The following is a 14,848-nucleotide window of genomic DNA, read 5'->3' on the forward strand; positions in this document are numbered from 1 at the left end:
TCACTCACCCCTTTCGACCAGTGGTCCGTTCGGCGCGTTGTGCGCGTTCGGCGTGAACCGCACATCCGGGATCATCGTCGCCGGGTCGCGGCCCCACGACTGCTCGAGTGCGCGCAGCATGCCCGACACACCGGTGCCCGTGAGGAAGCCGTTGTCCAGAGCCGACAGCGTGAGGTCGACCAGCAGCGACACGTTGATGTAGTCGCCGCGCACCACCTTCGGCACGTTCTCGATGCTGAACGGCGCGGTGAGCATCAGCTTCAGCGCCCCGATCAGGTACGGCGACGACTTGGCGATCTGCTTGAGCGGCCGCTGCAGATTGTTCAGGTTGGTGTTCAGCGGATCGCTGGCCTGACCGAGGTAGGTGTCGGCCGCGCTGCTGATGCGGCCGACCGCCTGCACGGCGTCGGCGAACAGGTCCCTGGTGTCCGCGAAGTGCTGGATGAGCGGCGGGAACTCCGTGAGCACCCGATCCAGCGTCTCGTTGCGGCTCGCGACGATGCTCAGCAGCCGGTTGGTCGAGTCGATCGCCCTCGTCAGGTCCTCGCGCTGCTGGTTGAGCTCGTCGGTGAACACGTCGAGCCGGTTGAGGAACTCACGGATCTGATCGCCGCGACCGGTCAGCACGTTGTTGATCTCGGTCTGGATCACCTCGAGGTTCGGGATACCGCCGCCGGTGAGGATGTTGCCGATACTGGCCAGCACCCGTTCGGTGGTGGGGAACGCCGAGGCGTTGCGGAGCTCGATGGTGTCGCCGCTGCGCAGCTCACCCTGCGGGTCCTCCGGCGCTGCCAGCTCCACGTGCTGGGAACCCAGCAGGCTGGTCTGGCCGATCTTCGCCGTCGCGTTGCGGGGCAGCCTGACGTTCGGCTGCAGGTCCAGCGTCAGTACCGCGACCCAGTTCTTCAGCTCGATGGAACGGACGGCGCCGACGTAGACGTCGGCCACCCGCACGCGGCTGTTCACGTTGAGCGCGAGGGTGTCCGGCATCTGCACGTACACCGTCATCTTGTCCGAGCCGGAGCCCGGACCGCTGGGCAGCGGCACATTGGCGATGCCCTTCCACGACCCGCAGGACGTGAGCACCACAGCCGCGACGGCCAGCGCAGCCGTGCGGAATGCGACGCGGCGGGCCGAGACGGACCGACCCGGGAATCGCATACTGCGCATCCTCATCGCTTTCACTTATCCACCTGCCTCGGCGGGTAGGGGCGGACCGGCCGGTGCGGCCGGGGCGGGGCCGGGTGCCGGTCCCGCTGCGGGACCCGACATCGGCGACGGACCACCCGGATCACCGGGGATCACACCCGGCGCGGGGGCCGGCGGCGGGCCGGGCTGCGGGTACCACGGCGGCGGCAGCGGCTGGTTCTCCTGGTAGGCGTTCGGCGGCCCCGGCAGCTTGCCGTTGGCGCCGACACCGAAGGCCGGCGGGGCGGTCGGCGGTGCGATGTCAGGCCCGCCGAGCAGTGCTGACAGTGAGTCCGGCGTCAGCATGTTCGCGGTGAACGGCTGCACGTCGACGCCCTGCATCCCGGGCGCCACGACCCAACCCGGCTCGTGGTTGCCGTGCGAGAACAGCGTGTCGCGGGAGAAGATGCCGGGCACCGTCGTGTCCTTGTAGCCGGGCGGCGGCTGCAGCCGCGGCTCGGAGTAGGTGACCATCTTCGGCAGCGTCAGCGCGGTGCTGATCTGGTTCAGGCCGAACGGCGGGAAGTTGAACTTGATCGCGTCGAGGATCGGTGCGAGGTACTGCGCGCACAGCTCGGCCGACTCCTGGTAACCCAGCCGGCTGCCCGCCTGGATCGCACTGCAGATGAACTGCATCGGGTTGGCCATGTTGTTGATCACCGGCAGACCCACGATGCCGCCGTTGACCGGCGAGCTGATGTTGACGATGTTCGCGCCGAGGTTCGGGAACACGTGCAGACCGGTCTCGAGGCCGTCGAGCGGCTCCGGCTGCAGGATCGCGTTCGTCACGTCGGCGAGGTTGTTCACGTCCTTGGTCAGCACCTCGGCGTTCTCGTCGAGGAAGCCGCGGGTGGTGGACAGCAGCTGGTTCAGGTCCTGCAGCGCGTTGGCCAGTTCACGGTCGGTGTTGGTGAACGCGTTCGTGAACTGCGCCAGGTCGTCGTTGAGCGCGACGAACTGCTGATCGCTCTGGTAGAGCGCGTTGACGAACAGGGCCAAGCTCTTGACGATGCTGAAGAAGTCGTCGCGGCCCTCGTTGAGGGTGGTCAGCGCCTCCGACAGGCTGTTGAGCGTCGTGTTGATCTGCTTGCCCTTGCCGGCCAGGCCGTCGGCGAACGATTCGATGACCTCGCCGAACGGGCCCTTCGGGTCCTCCTTCGAGGGACCGAGGTCGGTCAGGATCTTGTCGAGCGAGTCACGCAGCTCGTCCCATTCGACGGGCACCTGGGTCCGGTTGAGCGGGATGACCGCGCCGTCCTCCATCACGTCGCCGCCGGTGTAGGCCGGGGTGAGCTGGATGGTGCGCGACGCGACCAGGCTCGGGTTCAGGATCGAGGCCGACGCGTCCTTGGGGACCTTGTACTTCGACTCGTAGGTGAACGTGACCCTCATCTTGTCGCCGTCGGGGTCGATCGCGTCGATCTTGCCGACCTGGACGCCCATGATCTGCACCTTGTCGCCGGGGTACAGCGCCAGGGTGTCGGTGAAGTAGGCGGTGACGGTGTTGGTGGTCAGCTTCTTGTAGAGCTGCCAGCCGACGAACGCGGCCACCAGCGCCACGATCACCAGAAGCGTTCCGATGATGACCGTGGCACGGGACATCGCCGGCAACTTCATGTTCCGGATGTTGAAGATCGTCGACATCTGTCAGGCCCCCGTCATTCTTGTGCTCCGGGCGGGAGGAAGGGCGGGTTACCGGGCAGCGGCGCCGTGTTGACGGGCGGCAACTGCTGGCCGGGTCCCGGCGGTGGCGGCGGACCGTTCAGCGCCGGAGGCAGCGGCGACGTGCCGTCACCCTGCAGCGAACCGGGCGCGATGTACGGGTCGGCCGGACCAGTCGTCGGCGGGGCCAAGCGGGCTCCGGGCGGACCGGGCGCGAAGGGGCCTGGCGGTTCACCCGGGACCCCCGGCGAGAACTGACCGGGGAAGGCAGCGCCCGGCACCCCCGGCGCCGGAGCGGGGCCGTTCGGGTTCGGGTCCGACGTCGCCACGTTCGGCGGGCCGTAGTTCGGGCCGTATGGGTTGTCACCGAACGGTCCGACCGTCAGATCGGCGCACGGCAGCGGGTTGCCCGGCGTCGGGAGACCGTCGGCCGGCGGCGTGTACGAGCACGGGCTGCCCTTGACCACTGCGGGTCCAGGGAACTCCGGGGTGCCCTGCAGCGTCGCGGGTGCCGGCGGTGGAGCGCCGTTGTCCTGACGCTGGCCGTTCGGGTCCGGGAACTGGTAGGCCGGCAGGCCGGCGTCGCGCCAGAACTTCTGCGGATCGATGCCGCGCTTCTGGAACGCGGCGTCCACCCACGGCTGCAGGATCCAGTACGGGGCCAGGTTGACCAGCATCACCTTGAAGTACGGGCCGGACGCGATGCCCTCGGCCAGCGATGCGGTGAACTTGCTCAGCGTGGTCAGCACGTCGACCAGGTCGAACTTGCGCTCGACCAGGATGTCGCTGATGGTGCGGAGCTGCTCGAGCACGTTGTTCAGGTTCGGGTTGTCGTCGATGAAGCCCTTGACCTGCTCGGAGAACGCAGACACCCGCTCCAGCAGCATGCTGACGGCGTACTGCCGCTCGTTGATCGCGCCGAGCAGTGTCTGCGCGTTCACCAGCAGCTGGTTGACCTGCTCGCTGCGCGAGCCGAGCACGCCGGCGATCTTGTTGGCGTTGGCCAGCAGCTCCTTGAGCTGATCGTCGCGCTTGCCGAGGGTGTCGGAGAACCGGGCCACCCCGTCGAGTGCGGCACTCAGGTGCGGATAGGTCTGGTCGATCGTCTCCGACAGCACGTTCAGCGACTGCTTGACCGTGTCGGTGTCCCAGCCGGAAGCGGCCTTCGTGACGTCGAAGAAGGCGTCGTAGACCTGGTACGGCGTGGTGGTCTGGCCGAGCGGAAGGACGCCGTTGACCTGCAGGGCCTTCGAGCCGCGCGGAATGATCTCCAGGTTCTTGCGGCCCAGGATCGTGTCGGTGCGGATCGCGGCGCGGCTGTCGCTGCCGATCTCCACCCCGCCGAGGGTGTAGCCGATGCGGATCTTGTCGCCGTCGATCTCGGTCCTCTTGACCTCGCCGACGTCCACGCCCGCGATGCGGACCTTGTCACCGGGGGTCAGGCCCGCGGTGTCGGTGAACTGCGCGTAGTACACCGGCTGCGCGAACAGCATCGGCACACTGGCGAAGCTCTGCCCGACCCCGATGACCAGCGCCAGGATGACGATGCCCATCAGGCCGTTGCGGACCCGGTTGCTTCCTTCGAGCGTCCTCATTGCGGGGTGCACCTACCCGACGGCTGCGACCAGACCTTGACCGTGCGCACCGGTCCACCGGGCTGCAGGCCGTTGAGCTTGAGGGTCACGTCGCACGCATAGAAGTTGAAGAAGTCGCCGTAGACGCCGCCCGCGCGGCCGATGATCTTCAACGCGTTCGGCAGCCGGACCAGGATGTCATTGAGCTGCTCCTTCTGGTCGATCAGCGGCTGCTGGGTGGCCTCGAGGTAACCGATCGTGTCCTGCAGCAGGGGCCGGTTGTCGGCCAGCAGGTCGGCGACGGTGCCCGCGGCATCGCTGATGTCGCCGACCGACGTCGCGATCGGGTCGGCGCGGTTCTTCAGGCCGGTGATGAGCTTCTCGAAGTTCACCAGCGTCTCGTCGAACTGCTTCTGGTGCTTGACGGTGGTGTCGAGGACCGTGTTCAGGTTGCGGATCACCTCGCCGATCGCCTGGTCGCGGTCGGCCAGCGCCGACGTCAGCGACGCGGTCTGGTCGAGGATGTCGTTGATGGTGCCGCCCTGGCCCTGGAAGATCGTGATGATCGACTGGGCGATGTTGTTGACCTTGTCCGGGTCCAACGCCCGGAACAGCGGCCGGAAACCGCCGACCAGCGCGTCGAGATCCAGTGCCGGTTCGGTGTGCTCGATCGGGATGGTGCCGCCCGACGGCATCCGCCGGTCGCTGTCGCCGCGCTTGAGCTCCAGGTACCGGTCGCCGATCAGGTTGAGGTAGCGGACCGAGGCGGTGGAACCCTCGAACAGCGGCAGCGAACGGTCGATGGCGAAGCTCACCTCGACACGGCTGCCCTCGTCGATGATCTTGACTTCTTTGACCTTGCCGACCTCGACGCCGGAGGCCCGGACGAACTGGCCGGGGCGCAGGCCGCTGGCGTTGGAGAAGATCGCCGTGTATCCCGAGGTGCGGTCGAATCGCATCTGCCCGAACACCACGATGATGATCGCGGTGAACAGCAGCAGCACCAGGGAGAAGGCGCCCAGCTTGATGGCGGTACCGGTGATTTTCATGGGTTGATCGTGTTCTCCCCGATCTGGCGTCCCCAGACGTACTCGATGGCGATGGGCTGGCCGAGCTCAATGTGGTTGTAGGGAGCGATGGAGGCACCGGTGTCCATCACCAGGTACGGCGCGGGCCACAGGTCGCGGGTGACCGGCTGCCAGCAGCCCGGCCTGCCCTCGGGGCCGCCCTTGGCGTTCACCCGCGGCAGGTTGTCCGGGTACACGTAGGGGTTGCCGGCGCCGAGCACCTCGGAGTGGGTCTGCAGGGAGTAGCCGTTGCCGCCGAGCGAGGCGGCGATCTTCGGCTCGACGTCGTGGAAGTTGCGGATGGTGCAGAACAGCGCCGGGCTGTATTCGTCGAGGATCTCGCTCGTCGGGACCAGGTCCTCCGCGCCGCGCACCAGGTACGGGCCGCCGCGCTCGAAGACCTCGCCGCCGGTGTTGCCGAACCCGACCGCGGCCATCAGCGCCGCATCGAGGTTGCCGCGCTCTTGATTGAGCGTGCGCGCGGTGGTCACCGCGTTCTCCAGCCCGTCGAACAGGTCGGGCGACGCGTCGGCGTACACCTCACCCAGGTCGGCCAACCCTCGGACGTCGCGCCGGATCTCGGGCATCTGCGGGTTGATCTCGGCCAGGATCTCGTTGCCGTTGATCACCGACTCGCCGAAGCGGTCGCCGAGCCCTTGGAGCGCCTCGGCCGCCGCGGTCAGCGTCTGGTTCAGCTTGATCGGGTCGACCTGCTGGGCGACGTCGACCACGGTCTCGAACAGCGTGTTGAACTCGGTGGTCACCTTCGTCACGTCGATCACGTCGGAGCTGCTGATCCGCTGCTTCGACGGATTCTCCGGCGTCGAGAACGACACGTACTTGTTGCCGAACACGGTGGTCGCGGAGATATCGGCGTTGACGTTCTGCGGGATCAGGTCGATGTACTTGGGCTCGACCTCGAGCAGGATCTTGGCGCGGGGTTCCTCGCCGACGCTCTCGGCCTCGACCTCGGCGACCCGGCCGATCTCGACGCCGTTGTAGGTCACCTTGTTACCGGGGTCCAGGTTGAGGCCGGCGCGCGAGGACATCATCGTGAGCTGCTCGCGCGGCGCGAAGTCACCGCGGAACTGGAACCAGACCAGCGTGACCACCACCGCGAGGATGAGCACCAGCACCAGGCCGGCCAGCTTGTACGGCGGTGTCTTGGGCTTGTTGATGGGAGCGGTCATGGCTACACCGTCAGGTTGAAGTTCGGGTCGGTGCCGTAGAGCGCCAACGAAGCAAACAGGACCACCAACACGATCGCGATCAGGGAGGCGCGCATGGATCGGCCGACCGCCTCACCGACGCCCACCGGGCCACCGCTGGCGAAGTAACCGTAGTAACAGTGATTCAGCATGACGATCACCGAGATGATGATCGCCTGCACGAACGACCACATCACGTCGTCCGGCCGCAGGAAGGTGCGGAAGTAGTGCTCGTAGGTGCCGGTCGACTGGCCGTAGAACAACGTCGTGGTGATCTGCGCGGACAGGAAGCTCATGATGATCGCCATCGCGTACAGCGGGATGATCACCACGAAGCCGGCCATGATGCGGGTGGACACCAGGTAGGAGATGGACTTGATGCCCATCACCTCGAGGGCGTCGATCTCCTCGGCGATGCGCATGGCGCCGAGTTCGGCGGTGGCGCCCGCGCCCACGGTTGCGGCCAGTGCCTGACCGGACACCACGGGTGCGGCGATGCGGACGTTGACCAACGCTGCGAAGAACCCGGTGAACGCCTCGACGCCGATGTTGCCCAGCGACGCGAAACCCTGGATGGCGATCAGCGAGCCGCCGGACAGGGTCACGAAGCCGACGATCGCCACCGTTCCGCCGATGACGGCCATCGCACCGGTGCCCATGCCGATCTCGGCGATCAGCCGCAGCATCTCCTTGCGGTAGAAGCGCATAGCGTGACCGATGGAGCCGATCGCGGTGACGACGAACCACGCGACGTGCCCGATGCTGTCGAGTCCGCGTGACGGTGCGCTGGCGATCTTCTCGGCCCGCGCGACGCCCCGCGGGAAGCGCTGCCGCAGAACGGTTCCGGTCTCAGAGTGGCCCTGAGTCTTGGTGGCCATGTCAGCGCCCCGTTCCAAAACGCACACCGATGGTGGTCATCACGACGTTGACGGCGAAGAGGGCGATCACGCAGAGCACCAGCGTCTCGTTGACCGCCGTGCCCACACCCTTGGCGCCGCCGGACACCGTGAGGCCGCGGTAGCAGCCGACCAGACCGGCGATCAGGCCGAACGTGAGCGCCTTGACGATCGAGATGAGCACCTCGGGCAATCCGGTGACCAGCGTCAGCGTCGACACGTAGGCGCCCGCCGAGATGTTCTGGATGTACACGCCGAAGATGAAGCCGCCCACCAGTCCGATGGTGATGACGGCGCCGTTGAGCAGGAACGCCACGAAGGTCGAGGCGAGGACGCGGGGCACGACGAGCCGGTGGATCGGGTCGATGCCGAGGACCTCGAGGGCGTCGATCTCTTCGCGGATGGTGCGGGCGCCGATGTCGGCGCAGATGGCCGTCGAGCCCGCGCCTGCCACCACCAGCACGGTCACCAGTGGCCCGAGCTGCGTGACCGCGCCCAGTGCCGCGCCCGCGCCGGAGATGTCGGCGGCGCCGAACTCGGCCAACAGGATGTTCAGCGTGAAGATGATGAGGACGGTGAGCGGGATGGCGACCGCGATGGTGGGCAGGAATGCCACCCGCATCAGGAACCAGCCCTGCAGGACGAACTCGCGTCCCTGGAACGGCGTCTTGAAAGTTGCCCGGGCGGTGAGCACGCACATGCGGACGAAGCCGCCGACCGCTTCCAGAACCGGCCTGGCCTGGTCACGTACGTAACCCGTCAGACTGCCGGAAGAGGCCGTCACCAGTGCACTCCCACGACGGAACCCGATTCGTCATGGCGCAACGGCAATTCCTGTCGCACGCCCCCTCCTTGTCCCGTCCCCGCACGTGTGACGTCGATCTCCCTACTCACGGGTAGTAAGCAAGACCACAGGACTGTACCCGATGAAATCCTGGCCGTGGACCGCATCGGCCGGATTGAGCCTTCAACTGTTAGCAAACGCATCACCTTTGGCTAGCTCTCTCCGGAGGCGGCAGAAACTGTTGTCGCAGACGAACTTTCGCCCGCGTCAGTAGATTGCTGGCCGGCGAAACGGGCGCGCAGTTCCGTCTTGAGCACTTTGCCGGCGGGGTTGCGAGGCAGTGCGTCGACGACCTCGAGCGCCTTCGGGTGCTTGTAGCGCGCCAGCCGTTCGGTGAGGAAACCGTCGAGATCCGCGAGGGTGAGACCCTGCTCGCTCACCGCCGCTCCGACCGCCACGATGGCCACCGGCACCTCACCCCACTTCTCGTGCGCCCGTCCGATCACCGCCACCTCGGCGATGGCGGGGTGGGCGGCGAGCGCGTTCTCCACCTCGGCGCAGTAGATGTTCTCGCCGCCGGAGATGATCATGTCCTTCTTGCGGTCGACCACCCAGATGTAGCCCTCGTCGTCCTGGCGCACGAGATCGCCGGAGTGGAACCAGCCGCCCTCGAACGCCTCCGCGGTGGCCTTCGGGTTGTTCCAGTAGCCGGCCATCAGGGTCGGTGCGCGGTAGACGATCTCACCGACCTGTCCGGTCGGGACGTCGTTCATGTTCTCGTCGACGACGCGGGCGGCGACGGTGGGGATCACCTTGCCGACCGAACCGAGCTTGCGCAGCGCGTCCTGCGCCAGCAGCATGCACGTCACCGGCGACATCTCGGTCTGACCGAAAGCCGCGTAGATCTGGGTGCCCGGGAACATCTCTGACATGTCGCGCAGGAGAGTATCCGACGCCGGGGCGGCACCCCAGGACAGCACCCGCAGCTTCAGCGTCCGTGGCCTGGCGCGCTGTTCGGCGCACACGGCCTGCCACTGTGCGGGCACCAGGAAGATCGAGGTGACCTGCTCGGCGGCGAGCACGTCGAGCAGCGCGCCCGGATCGAAGGCGCCCAGCGGGTAGACCACGGTCGGCAGGCCGAGCAGAAGGCCGCTGATCATGTTGCCCACCCCGGCGATGTGGAACAACGGGACACCGATGAAGCCGACGTCGTTGTTGATGTCCGGGCTGACCGTGAAGAGGTTGGTCATCGCCTGGCCGGTGATGTTGTTGTGGGTCAGCACCGCGCCCTTCGGCCTGCCCGTGGTGCCCGAGGTGTACATGATGAGCGCGGGTGAGTCGTTGGGGATGTCGACCGGCGCGGGCGGGTCGCCGGTCTCGTCGAGCAGGTCGTCGTAGCCGAGCAGGTTGTCGGCATCGGTGCTGCCGCCCGCCACGATCACCGTCGTCAGTGTCGGGTCGAGGTCGCGCACCGCGGTGGCGACCGGGGCGAGCACCGACTCGGTGACGACCACGCGGGCCTGGCAGTCGCTGACCAGGAAGGCGATCTCCGGCGGGGTCATCCGGAAGTTGACCGGCACGGCGATCGCGCCGAGCTTGTTGGCCGCGAGCACCGACTCCATGAACTCGGTGCGGTTGAGCATCAGCACCAGCACCCGGTCGCCGAACCCGATGCCGCGACGGCTCAGGGCGCCCGCGAGTGCGGTCACCCGCCGGTCGAGCTCACGCCACGTCGTCGTGTGTCTGAGGAACCGCAGCGCGGTTTTCTCCGGCTGCATGGCCGCATGCCGGGAGAGCTGGTTGACCCAGTTCTGCCGGCGGGCCAGATAGGGCTGCTCGGTGAGGGCGGGAGGGTCGAGCTGGCTCAACGGCGATGCTCCGGGGATCGTGGGTTGCGCACGGCTGATATTTGATCAAACATGGTGTAGCCCCGGTCACACTATGGCCTCGGTGGCTCGGGGACAACCCCACGCCAGACGGACACTCCCGGCCATGGAGACCACCGTGAACGCACCTGCGACACCCCGGGTCGCGCCGACGCGACGGGTCCGCCGCGAACAACTCTCCGACGAAGTGGCCGCCCACCTGCGGTACGCGATCATGTCCGGTTCGCTGCGCCCTGGCATGTTCATCCGGCTCGATGAGACGGCCGCTTCGCTGGGCGTCAGCATCACCCCGGTGCGCGAGGCGCTGCGGACGTTGCGGGGCGAGGGCATGGTGCAGCTGGAACCGCACCGCGGCCACGTCGTCGTCCCGCTCAGCCGTGCCGACGTCGAGGACATCTTCTGGCTGCAGTCCACCATCGCCAAGGAACTCGCGGCGAGTGCGACCGCGCGCATCACCGACGCGCAGATCGACGAACTGGACCGGCTCATCGACGCGCTGGAGGTGGCCGTCGCCGAGCGCGAGCCCGAGCTGGTGGCGCAGGCCGTCTTCGACTTCCACCGGACGCTCAACCGGTCCACGGGACGGATCAAGCTGGCGTGGTTCCTTCTTCATGCGGCCCGCAATCTGCCGCCGCTGTTCTATGCCAACGACCCGCAGTGGGGCGAGCGGGCGGTGGCCAACCACCGTGCGGTGACCGCGGCGCTGCGCCGGCGCGACGCCGAGACCGTCGTGCGCCTGACCGACGCGCAGTTCACCGACGGCGCCCGGCGGCTGATGGCGCGGCTGGAGGAGATCGGGCTGTGGAGCTGAGTCAGCCGGCGCTGATCCGGCGCCGAGTGGCGATCACTTGAGGGCCACCTTGAGAACGCGATTGCGCTCATCGCTGACGTAGACGCTGCCCTGGTTGTCGACGGCCAGAGCTGAGGGCTTGACCAGGTCGGTGAAGGGGAGCTCGGACTGCACGTTGGTCCTCGCGTCGAGCCTGAGGACCTTCCCCCCGAGGTAGTCGCTGACGTAGACGTTGTTCTGGCCGTCGACCGCAACTCCGAACGGCGCCACGAGACCCGGGAACGGCAGCACCTCCTGCCTGTCGGAGTCGGCGTACAGCTTGATGACGCCGATCCCTCCTCCCTGGGACACGTAGACGTTGCGCGCCTTGTCGACCGCCACATATGAAGCAGCCCGAACGTCGCGGAAGGGCAGCCGGATCTGACCGCTGCCAGAGGCAGGCAGCTCCACCACCTGGTTGCCCAGATGATCGGTGACGTAGACCGATCCGGCTCTGTCGACGGCCACCCCGGTAGGCATGCGCAGATCGGTGATCGGCAGCTTCTCCACCGCGGCCGACCCCGGGGCGAGTCTGACCACCTCGCCGGCAGACGGATCCGCGTCGGCGATGTACAGGCGATTCGCCGTGTCCACGGCGATGCCCTGTCCGAACGTCACATCGGTGGCCGCGACGCGGGTGGGTGCGCCGGCGCCGGGGGGCAACATCCAGATCCCCCCTTCGACGAACAGGGTCACGTAGACGGTTCGATCGGGGCCGACGGCGATGCCCGACGGAGACTCCCCGAGGCTGCCGAAAGGAAGCTCGACCGGTTCTCCGTATGGCGATGCCGCATTCGGTTCGGGCTGGGCAGTGGTGGCGTTGCCGACGACGGACCGTTCGGTCGCTCCCGCGAACCCCGCGATGACCCCGGCAGCGATGAGCACGACGGCACTGACGACGCACGCCATCACGGTGGCGCGTCGACCGCCTCGGCTCTGGACAGGCGAGACGCTGATCTGCGGGCGCAGCACAGTCGGCTGGGTGGGTGCGCGTGCGGGCTGCGGCGCCCACGGTGCGGTCGGCGGGACGGACTGCCGAGGCGCGATCGCCGCCCGGGCCGCCGCGGCGAGCGCGGACGCCGTGGGAAAGCGCCGCTCCACGTCGCGGGCCATCCCCAGTTCGATGACCGCGTCGAGCGCCCGCGGAAGGCCCGGCATCACATCGGTGACTCGGGGCGGCGTGCCTGCCGGGCGGTCCGGCTGCTGTCCGGTCAGGCACTCGAACAGAACGCACGTCAGCGAGTAGACGTCGGATCTCGCATCGGCTGCGGCGTCGGTGAGCAGCTCCGGCGCGGTGTACGCCGGGGTACCCCAGGCATGCGTGCCCGCACTCCCCTGTGCGCCGGCCGAGCCGAAGTCGACGAGATATACGAACTCGTCCGGTGTGACGAGGATGTTCGACGGCTTGAGGTCTTTGTGCACCAGACCGATGTGATGGGCGGCGTCCAGAGCCAGAGCGGCCTGCTCCACGATGGCGACGGATCGAGCCGGGTCGAGCCGCCCCGCGTCCCGGAGCAGGGTGCCGAGGTCGTGTCCCTCGATCAGCCGCATGTCGACGTACAGCTGCCCGTCGATCTCCCCGAAGCCGTGGATGGGCACGATGTGAGGGTCGTTGAGCCGGGCGGCAGCCAAGCCCTCGCGGCGAAATCGGTCGCGGAAGTCCGGATCGGCGGCCGCACGCGGCGAGAGGACCTTCAGCGCGACGAAACGTCCGGTCGAGGTGTCGTAGGCCCGGAACACGTGCCCCACCTGTCCGGCGCCCAACGACTCCAGCAGCCGGTAGCCCCCGAGAACGGTCGGCTCACTCCTCGTCACACTGAGGAACTCTGCCACCGCGCGCCGCCGGTCACCGACGCGTGTTTCACCGCACCGGCAGTTTCACCACCCGATCGCGAACGTCGGAGACGTAGACGTTGCCGTCCCCGTCGACGGCCACCGCATTCGGTTTGACCAGATCGACGAAAGGCAGTTCCTCCTGGTCGCCGGTCCCCGCGTCGAGTTTCCACACCTTGCCGGTACCCAGATCGGTGACGTACACGGCGCCGTCGCCGTCGACGGCGATTCCGGAGGGGTCGACCAGTCCCGTGAACGGCACCACCTCCTGCCCACCGGACGTGCTGGTTCCCATCTTGAGGACAACCCCGCGGACCTGCGTGGCGTACACGGTGCCGGTCGCGTCGACAGCGATGTGGCCGGAGCTCCGCAGGTCGCGGAACGGCATCTCGACCTGGTTGGACGAGCCGGCGGACAGCCGCAGTACCCGACGGGTCTGATCCACCACGTACACATCTCCGGCGGGATCGACCGCGACCCCCTGGGGCGACTCGAGGCCCGTGAACGGCAGATCGATCTGCGGCGTCGCTCCTGCGCCCAACCGCACGACGCGCGCGGGAGGGAGATAGGAGGCGACATACACCGCACCGGCATCGTCGACGGCCACTCCCGACGGCGCCATCACGTTGCTGAGCGGCAGCTTCGTCGGTGTGTCGGAGCCGGCCGGGAGCTTGATCACACCGTCGAGACCGGTGGCGTAGACGCTGCCCTCGTCGTCCACCGCGAGTTCGTCCGTACCGACCTGTCTGATGGGGAGTTCGATCGGCTCGCCGTAGGACGCAGGGGGCGGGTCCTGCGATTGCGTGGCCGCCGGTGACGTGGACCGGTCCTGCGTCGCGACGATGACGCCGCCTGCCGTCAGCGTCGCCACCGCGGTGATCGCCGCCGCGACGAGCGGTGCCCGCCGGCGCCACCACGGCCGGCGCACCACCGGGGGCAGCCCAGGCTGCGGGGCGAGCGGGGCGAACCCGCCCGCCGGTGCAGGGTGTGGCCCCGACATCGGAGCGTGTCCGGGACCCACGGATGCGAAGCCGCCGAAGTGGGCCGGCGGTGGTTGCGGCGCGACCCGGACAGTGCCGTCGAGAACGCCACGCGCGGCGCGCGCGAACTCCGACACCGTCGCGAACCGGTCCGTCGGGTCCTTGGCCAGTCCGCGCCCGATCACCCCGTCGAACTGCGCAGGGAGCCCCGGCTTGACCGTGCCGGTCCGGGGCGGCGGCGAGAACATGTGCCCGGCCATGACGCGCTGCGGGTTCCCGCCGCCGTACGGCTTCTTCCCGGTCAGGCATTCGAACAGCACGCACGCCAGAGAGTAGACGTCGCTGCGCGGATCGAGAGTGTCGGTGCTGAACCGCTCGGGCGCCATGTAGGCCAACGTGCCGAACGTCATGCCGGTCGCCGTCAGCCGGCTGTCGTGCGTCGCGCGGGCGATGCCGAAGTCGATGAGGTAGGCGAAGTCGCGCGCGCCGATCAGCACGTTCGACGGTTTGACGTCACGGTGCACCAGCCCGACCCGGTGCGCGGCCTCCAGCGCCGAGGCGATCTGCTCGACGATCGCGACGGCGCGGAACGGTTCGAGACCGCCGGGGCTCTCGCGCAGGACGAGGTCCAGATCGCGGCCCTCCACGAGGCGCATGTCGACGAACAGCCGTCCGTCGATCTCCCCGAACCGGTGGATGGGGATGACGTGCGGATCACTCAGCTGCGCAGCGAGATGCGCCTCGCGACGGAACCGCGCCTGGAAGTCGGCGTCCGCCGCCATGTGCGGCGCGAGCACTTTGACGGCGACCACCCGCTGGGTCTGCGTGTCGTATGCGCGGAAGACCTGTCCCATCGCGCCGCTGCCCAGCAGGCGCTCCAGCCGGTACCACCCGAACGTGGTCGCGCCGTCCACCCCCTGGCCCCCGTCCATGCTGCTCAC

The 14,848-nt window shown here is 68.1% G+C and carries 11 protein-coding genes; 1 reads left to right on the top strand and 10 read right to left on the bottom strand.

All coding sequences use genetic code 11. The annotated features are described in order from the left end of the window. The 8 genes from H7I41_RS21275 to fadD5 form a co-directional block, all read right to left on the bottom strand. Nucleotides 1-1,170, bottom strand: a complete 1,170-nt coding sequence (locus H7I41_RS21275; RefSeq protein WP_264014639.1) for a virulence factor Mce family protein — start codon at nt 1,168-1,170, stop codon at nt 1-3. 15 nt (nt 1,171-1,185) lie between these two features. Continuing rightward, nucleotides 1,186-2,832: a virulence factor Mce family protein gene (locus tag H7I41_RS21280; protein ID WP_264014605.1), complete on the bottom strand. Its 1,647-nt coding sequence runs from the start codon at nt 2,830-2,832 to the stop codon at nt 1,186-1,188. Nucleotides 2,833-2,846: 14 nt separating this feature from the next. After that, nucleotides 2,847-4,445: a virulence factor Mce family protein gene (locus H7I41_RS21285; protein WP_264014606.1), complete on the bottom strand. Its 1,599-nt coding sequence runs from the start codon at nt 4,443-4,445 to the stop codon at nt 2,847-2,849. After that, nucleotides 4,442-5,473, bottom strand: coding sequence for a virulence factor Mce family protein (locus H7I41_RS21290; RefSeq protein WP_264014607.1), 1,032 nt, complete (start codon nt 5,471-5,473; stop codon nt 4,442-4,444). Before H7I41_RS21290 ends, H7I41_RS21285 begins: the two co-directional genes overlap by 4 nt. Next, complete coding sequence (locus H7I41_RS21295; protein ID WP_264014608.1) at nt 5,470-6,681, bottom strand: MCE family protein; 1,212 nt, start codon at nt 6,679-6,681, stop codon at nt 5,470-5,472. The genes H7I41_RS21290 and H7I41_RS21295 overlap by 4 nt, the downstream gene beginning before the upstream one ends. A gap of 2 nt (nt 6,682-6,683) precedes the next feature. Then, entirely contained in the window at nt 6,684-7,577 is an 894-nt protein-coding gene (locus H7I41_RS21300) for an MlaE family ABC transporter permease (protein ID WP_264014609.1), read from the bottom strand. A 1-nt stretch (nt 7,578) separates the two neighbouring features. After that, nucleotides 7,579-8,379, bottom strand: a complete 801-nt coding sequence (locus H7I41_RS21305) for an MlaE family ABC transporter permease (protein ID WP_264014610.1) — start codon at nt 8,377-8,379, stop codon at nt 7,579-7,581. Nucleotides 8,380-8,591: 212 nt separating this feature from the next. Then, nucleotides 8,592-10,247 carry a fatty-acid--CoA ligase FadD5 gene (gene fadD5 / locus H7I41_RS21310; RefSeq protein ID WP_276009327.1) on the bottom strand — a complete coding sequence of 552 codons (1,656 nt, stop codon included), beginning with the start codon at nt 10,245-10,247 and terminating at the stop codon, nt 8,592-8,594. A 124-nt stretch (nt 10,248-10,371) separates the two neighbouring features. Here fadD5 and H7I41_RS21315 point away from each other — a divergent pair, with 124 nt between their 5' ends. Then, nucleotides 10,372-11,076, top strand: a complete 705-nt coding sequence (locus tag H7I41_RS21315) for a GntR family transcriptional regulator (protein WP_264014611.1) — start codon at nt 10,372-10,374, stop codon at nt 11,074-11,076. Nucleotides 11,077-11,109: 33 nt separating this feature from the next. On the opposite strand, the gene H7I41_RS21320 is transcribed toward H7I41_RS21315, so the two are convergent. Further along, nucleotides 11,110-12,909, bottom strand: a complete 1,800-nt coding sequence (locus tag H7I41_RS21320; protein WP_264014612.1) for a serine/threonine-protein kinase — start codon at nt 12,907-12,909, stop codon at nt 11,110-11,112. A 46-nt stretch (nt 12,910-12,955) separates the two neighbouring features. Next, on the bottom strand, nt 12,956-14,839 hold the full coding sequence (locus tag H7I41_RS21325; protein WP_264014613.1) for a serine/threonine-protein kinase: 1,884 nt from the start codon (nt 14,837-14,839) through the stop codon (nt 12,956-12,958). Between the last annotated feature and the right edge of the window lie 9 nt (nt 14,840-14,848).

It is taken from the genome of [Mycobacterium] manitobense (assembly GCF_025821665.1).
Taxonomy (GTDB): domain Bacteria; phylum Actinomycetota; class Actinomycetes; order Mycobacteriales; family Mycobacteriaceae; genus Mycobacterium; species Mycobacterium arseniciresistens.

Bases quoted from the DNA above. Each gene is read 5' to 3' on its own strand.
- H7I41_RS21275 (WP_264014639.1), bottom strand. From the start codon at position 1,170: ATGCGCAGTATGCGATTCCCGGGTCGGTCCGTCTCGGCCCGCCGCGTC.
- H7I41_RS21280 (WP_264014605.1), bottom strand. From the start codon at position 2,832: ATGTCGACGATCTTCAACATCCGGAACATGAAGTTGCCGGCGATGTCC.
- H7I41_RS21285 (WP_264014606.1), bottom strand. From the start codon at position 4,445: ATGAGGACGCTCGAAGGAAGCAACCGGGTCCGCAACGGCCTGATGGGC.
- H7I41_RS21290 (WP_264014607.1), bottom strand. From the start codon at position 5,473: ATGAAAATCACCGGTACCGCCATCAAGCTGGGCGCCTTCTCCCTGGTG.
- H7I41_RS21295 (WP_264014608.1), bottom strand. From the start codon at position 6,681: ATGACCGCTCCCATCAACAAGCCCAAGACACCGCCGTACAAGCTGGCC.
- H7I41_RS21300 (WP_264014609.1), bottom strand. From the start codon at position 7,577: ATGGCCACCAAGACTCAGGGCCACTCTGAGACCGGAACCGTTCTGCGG.
- H7I41_RS21315 (WP_264014611.1), top strand. From the start codon at position 10,372: ATGGAGACCACCGTGAACGCACCTGCGACACCCCGGGTCGCGCCGACG.
- H7I41_RS21325 (WP_264014613.1), bottom strand. From the start codon at position 14,839: ATGGACGGGGGCCAGGGGGTGGACGGCGCGACCACGTTCGGGTGGTAC.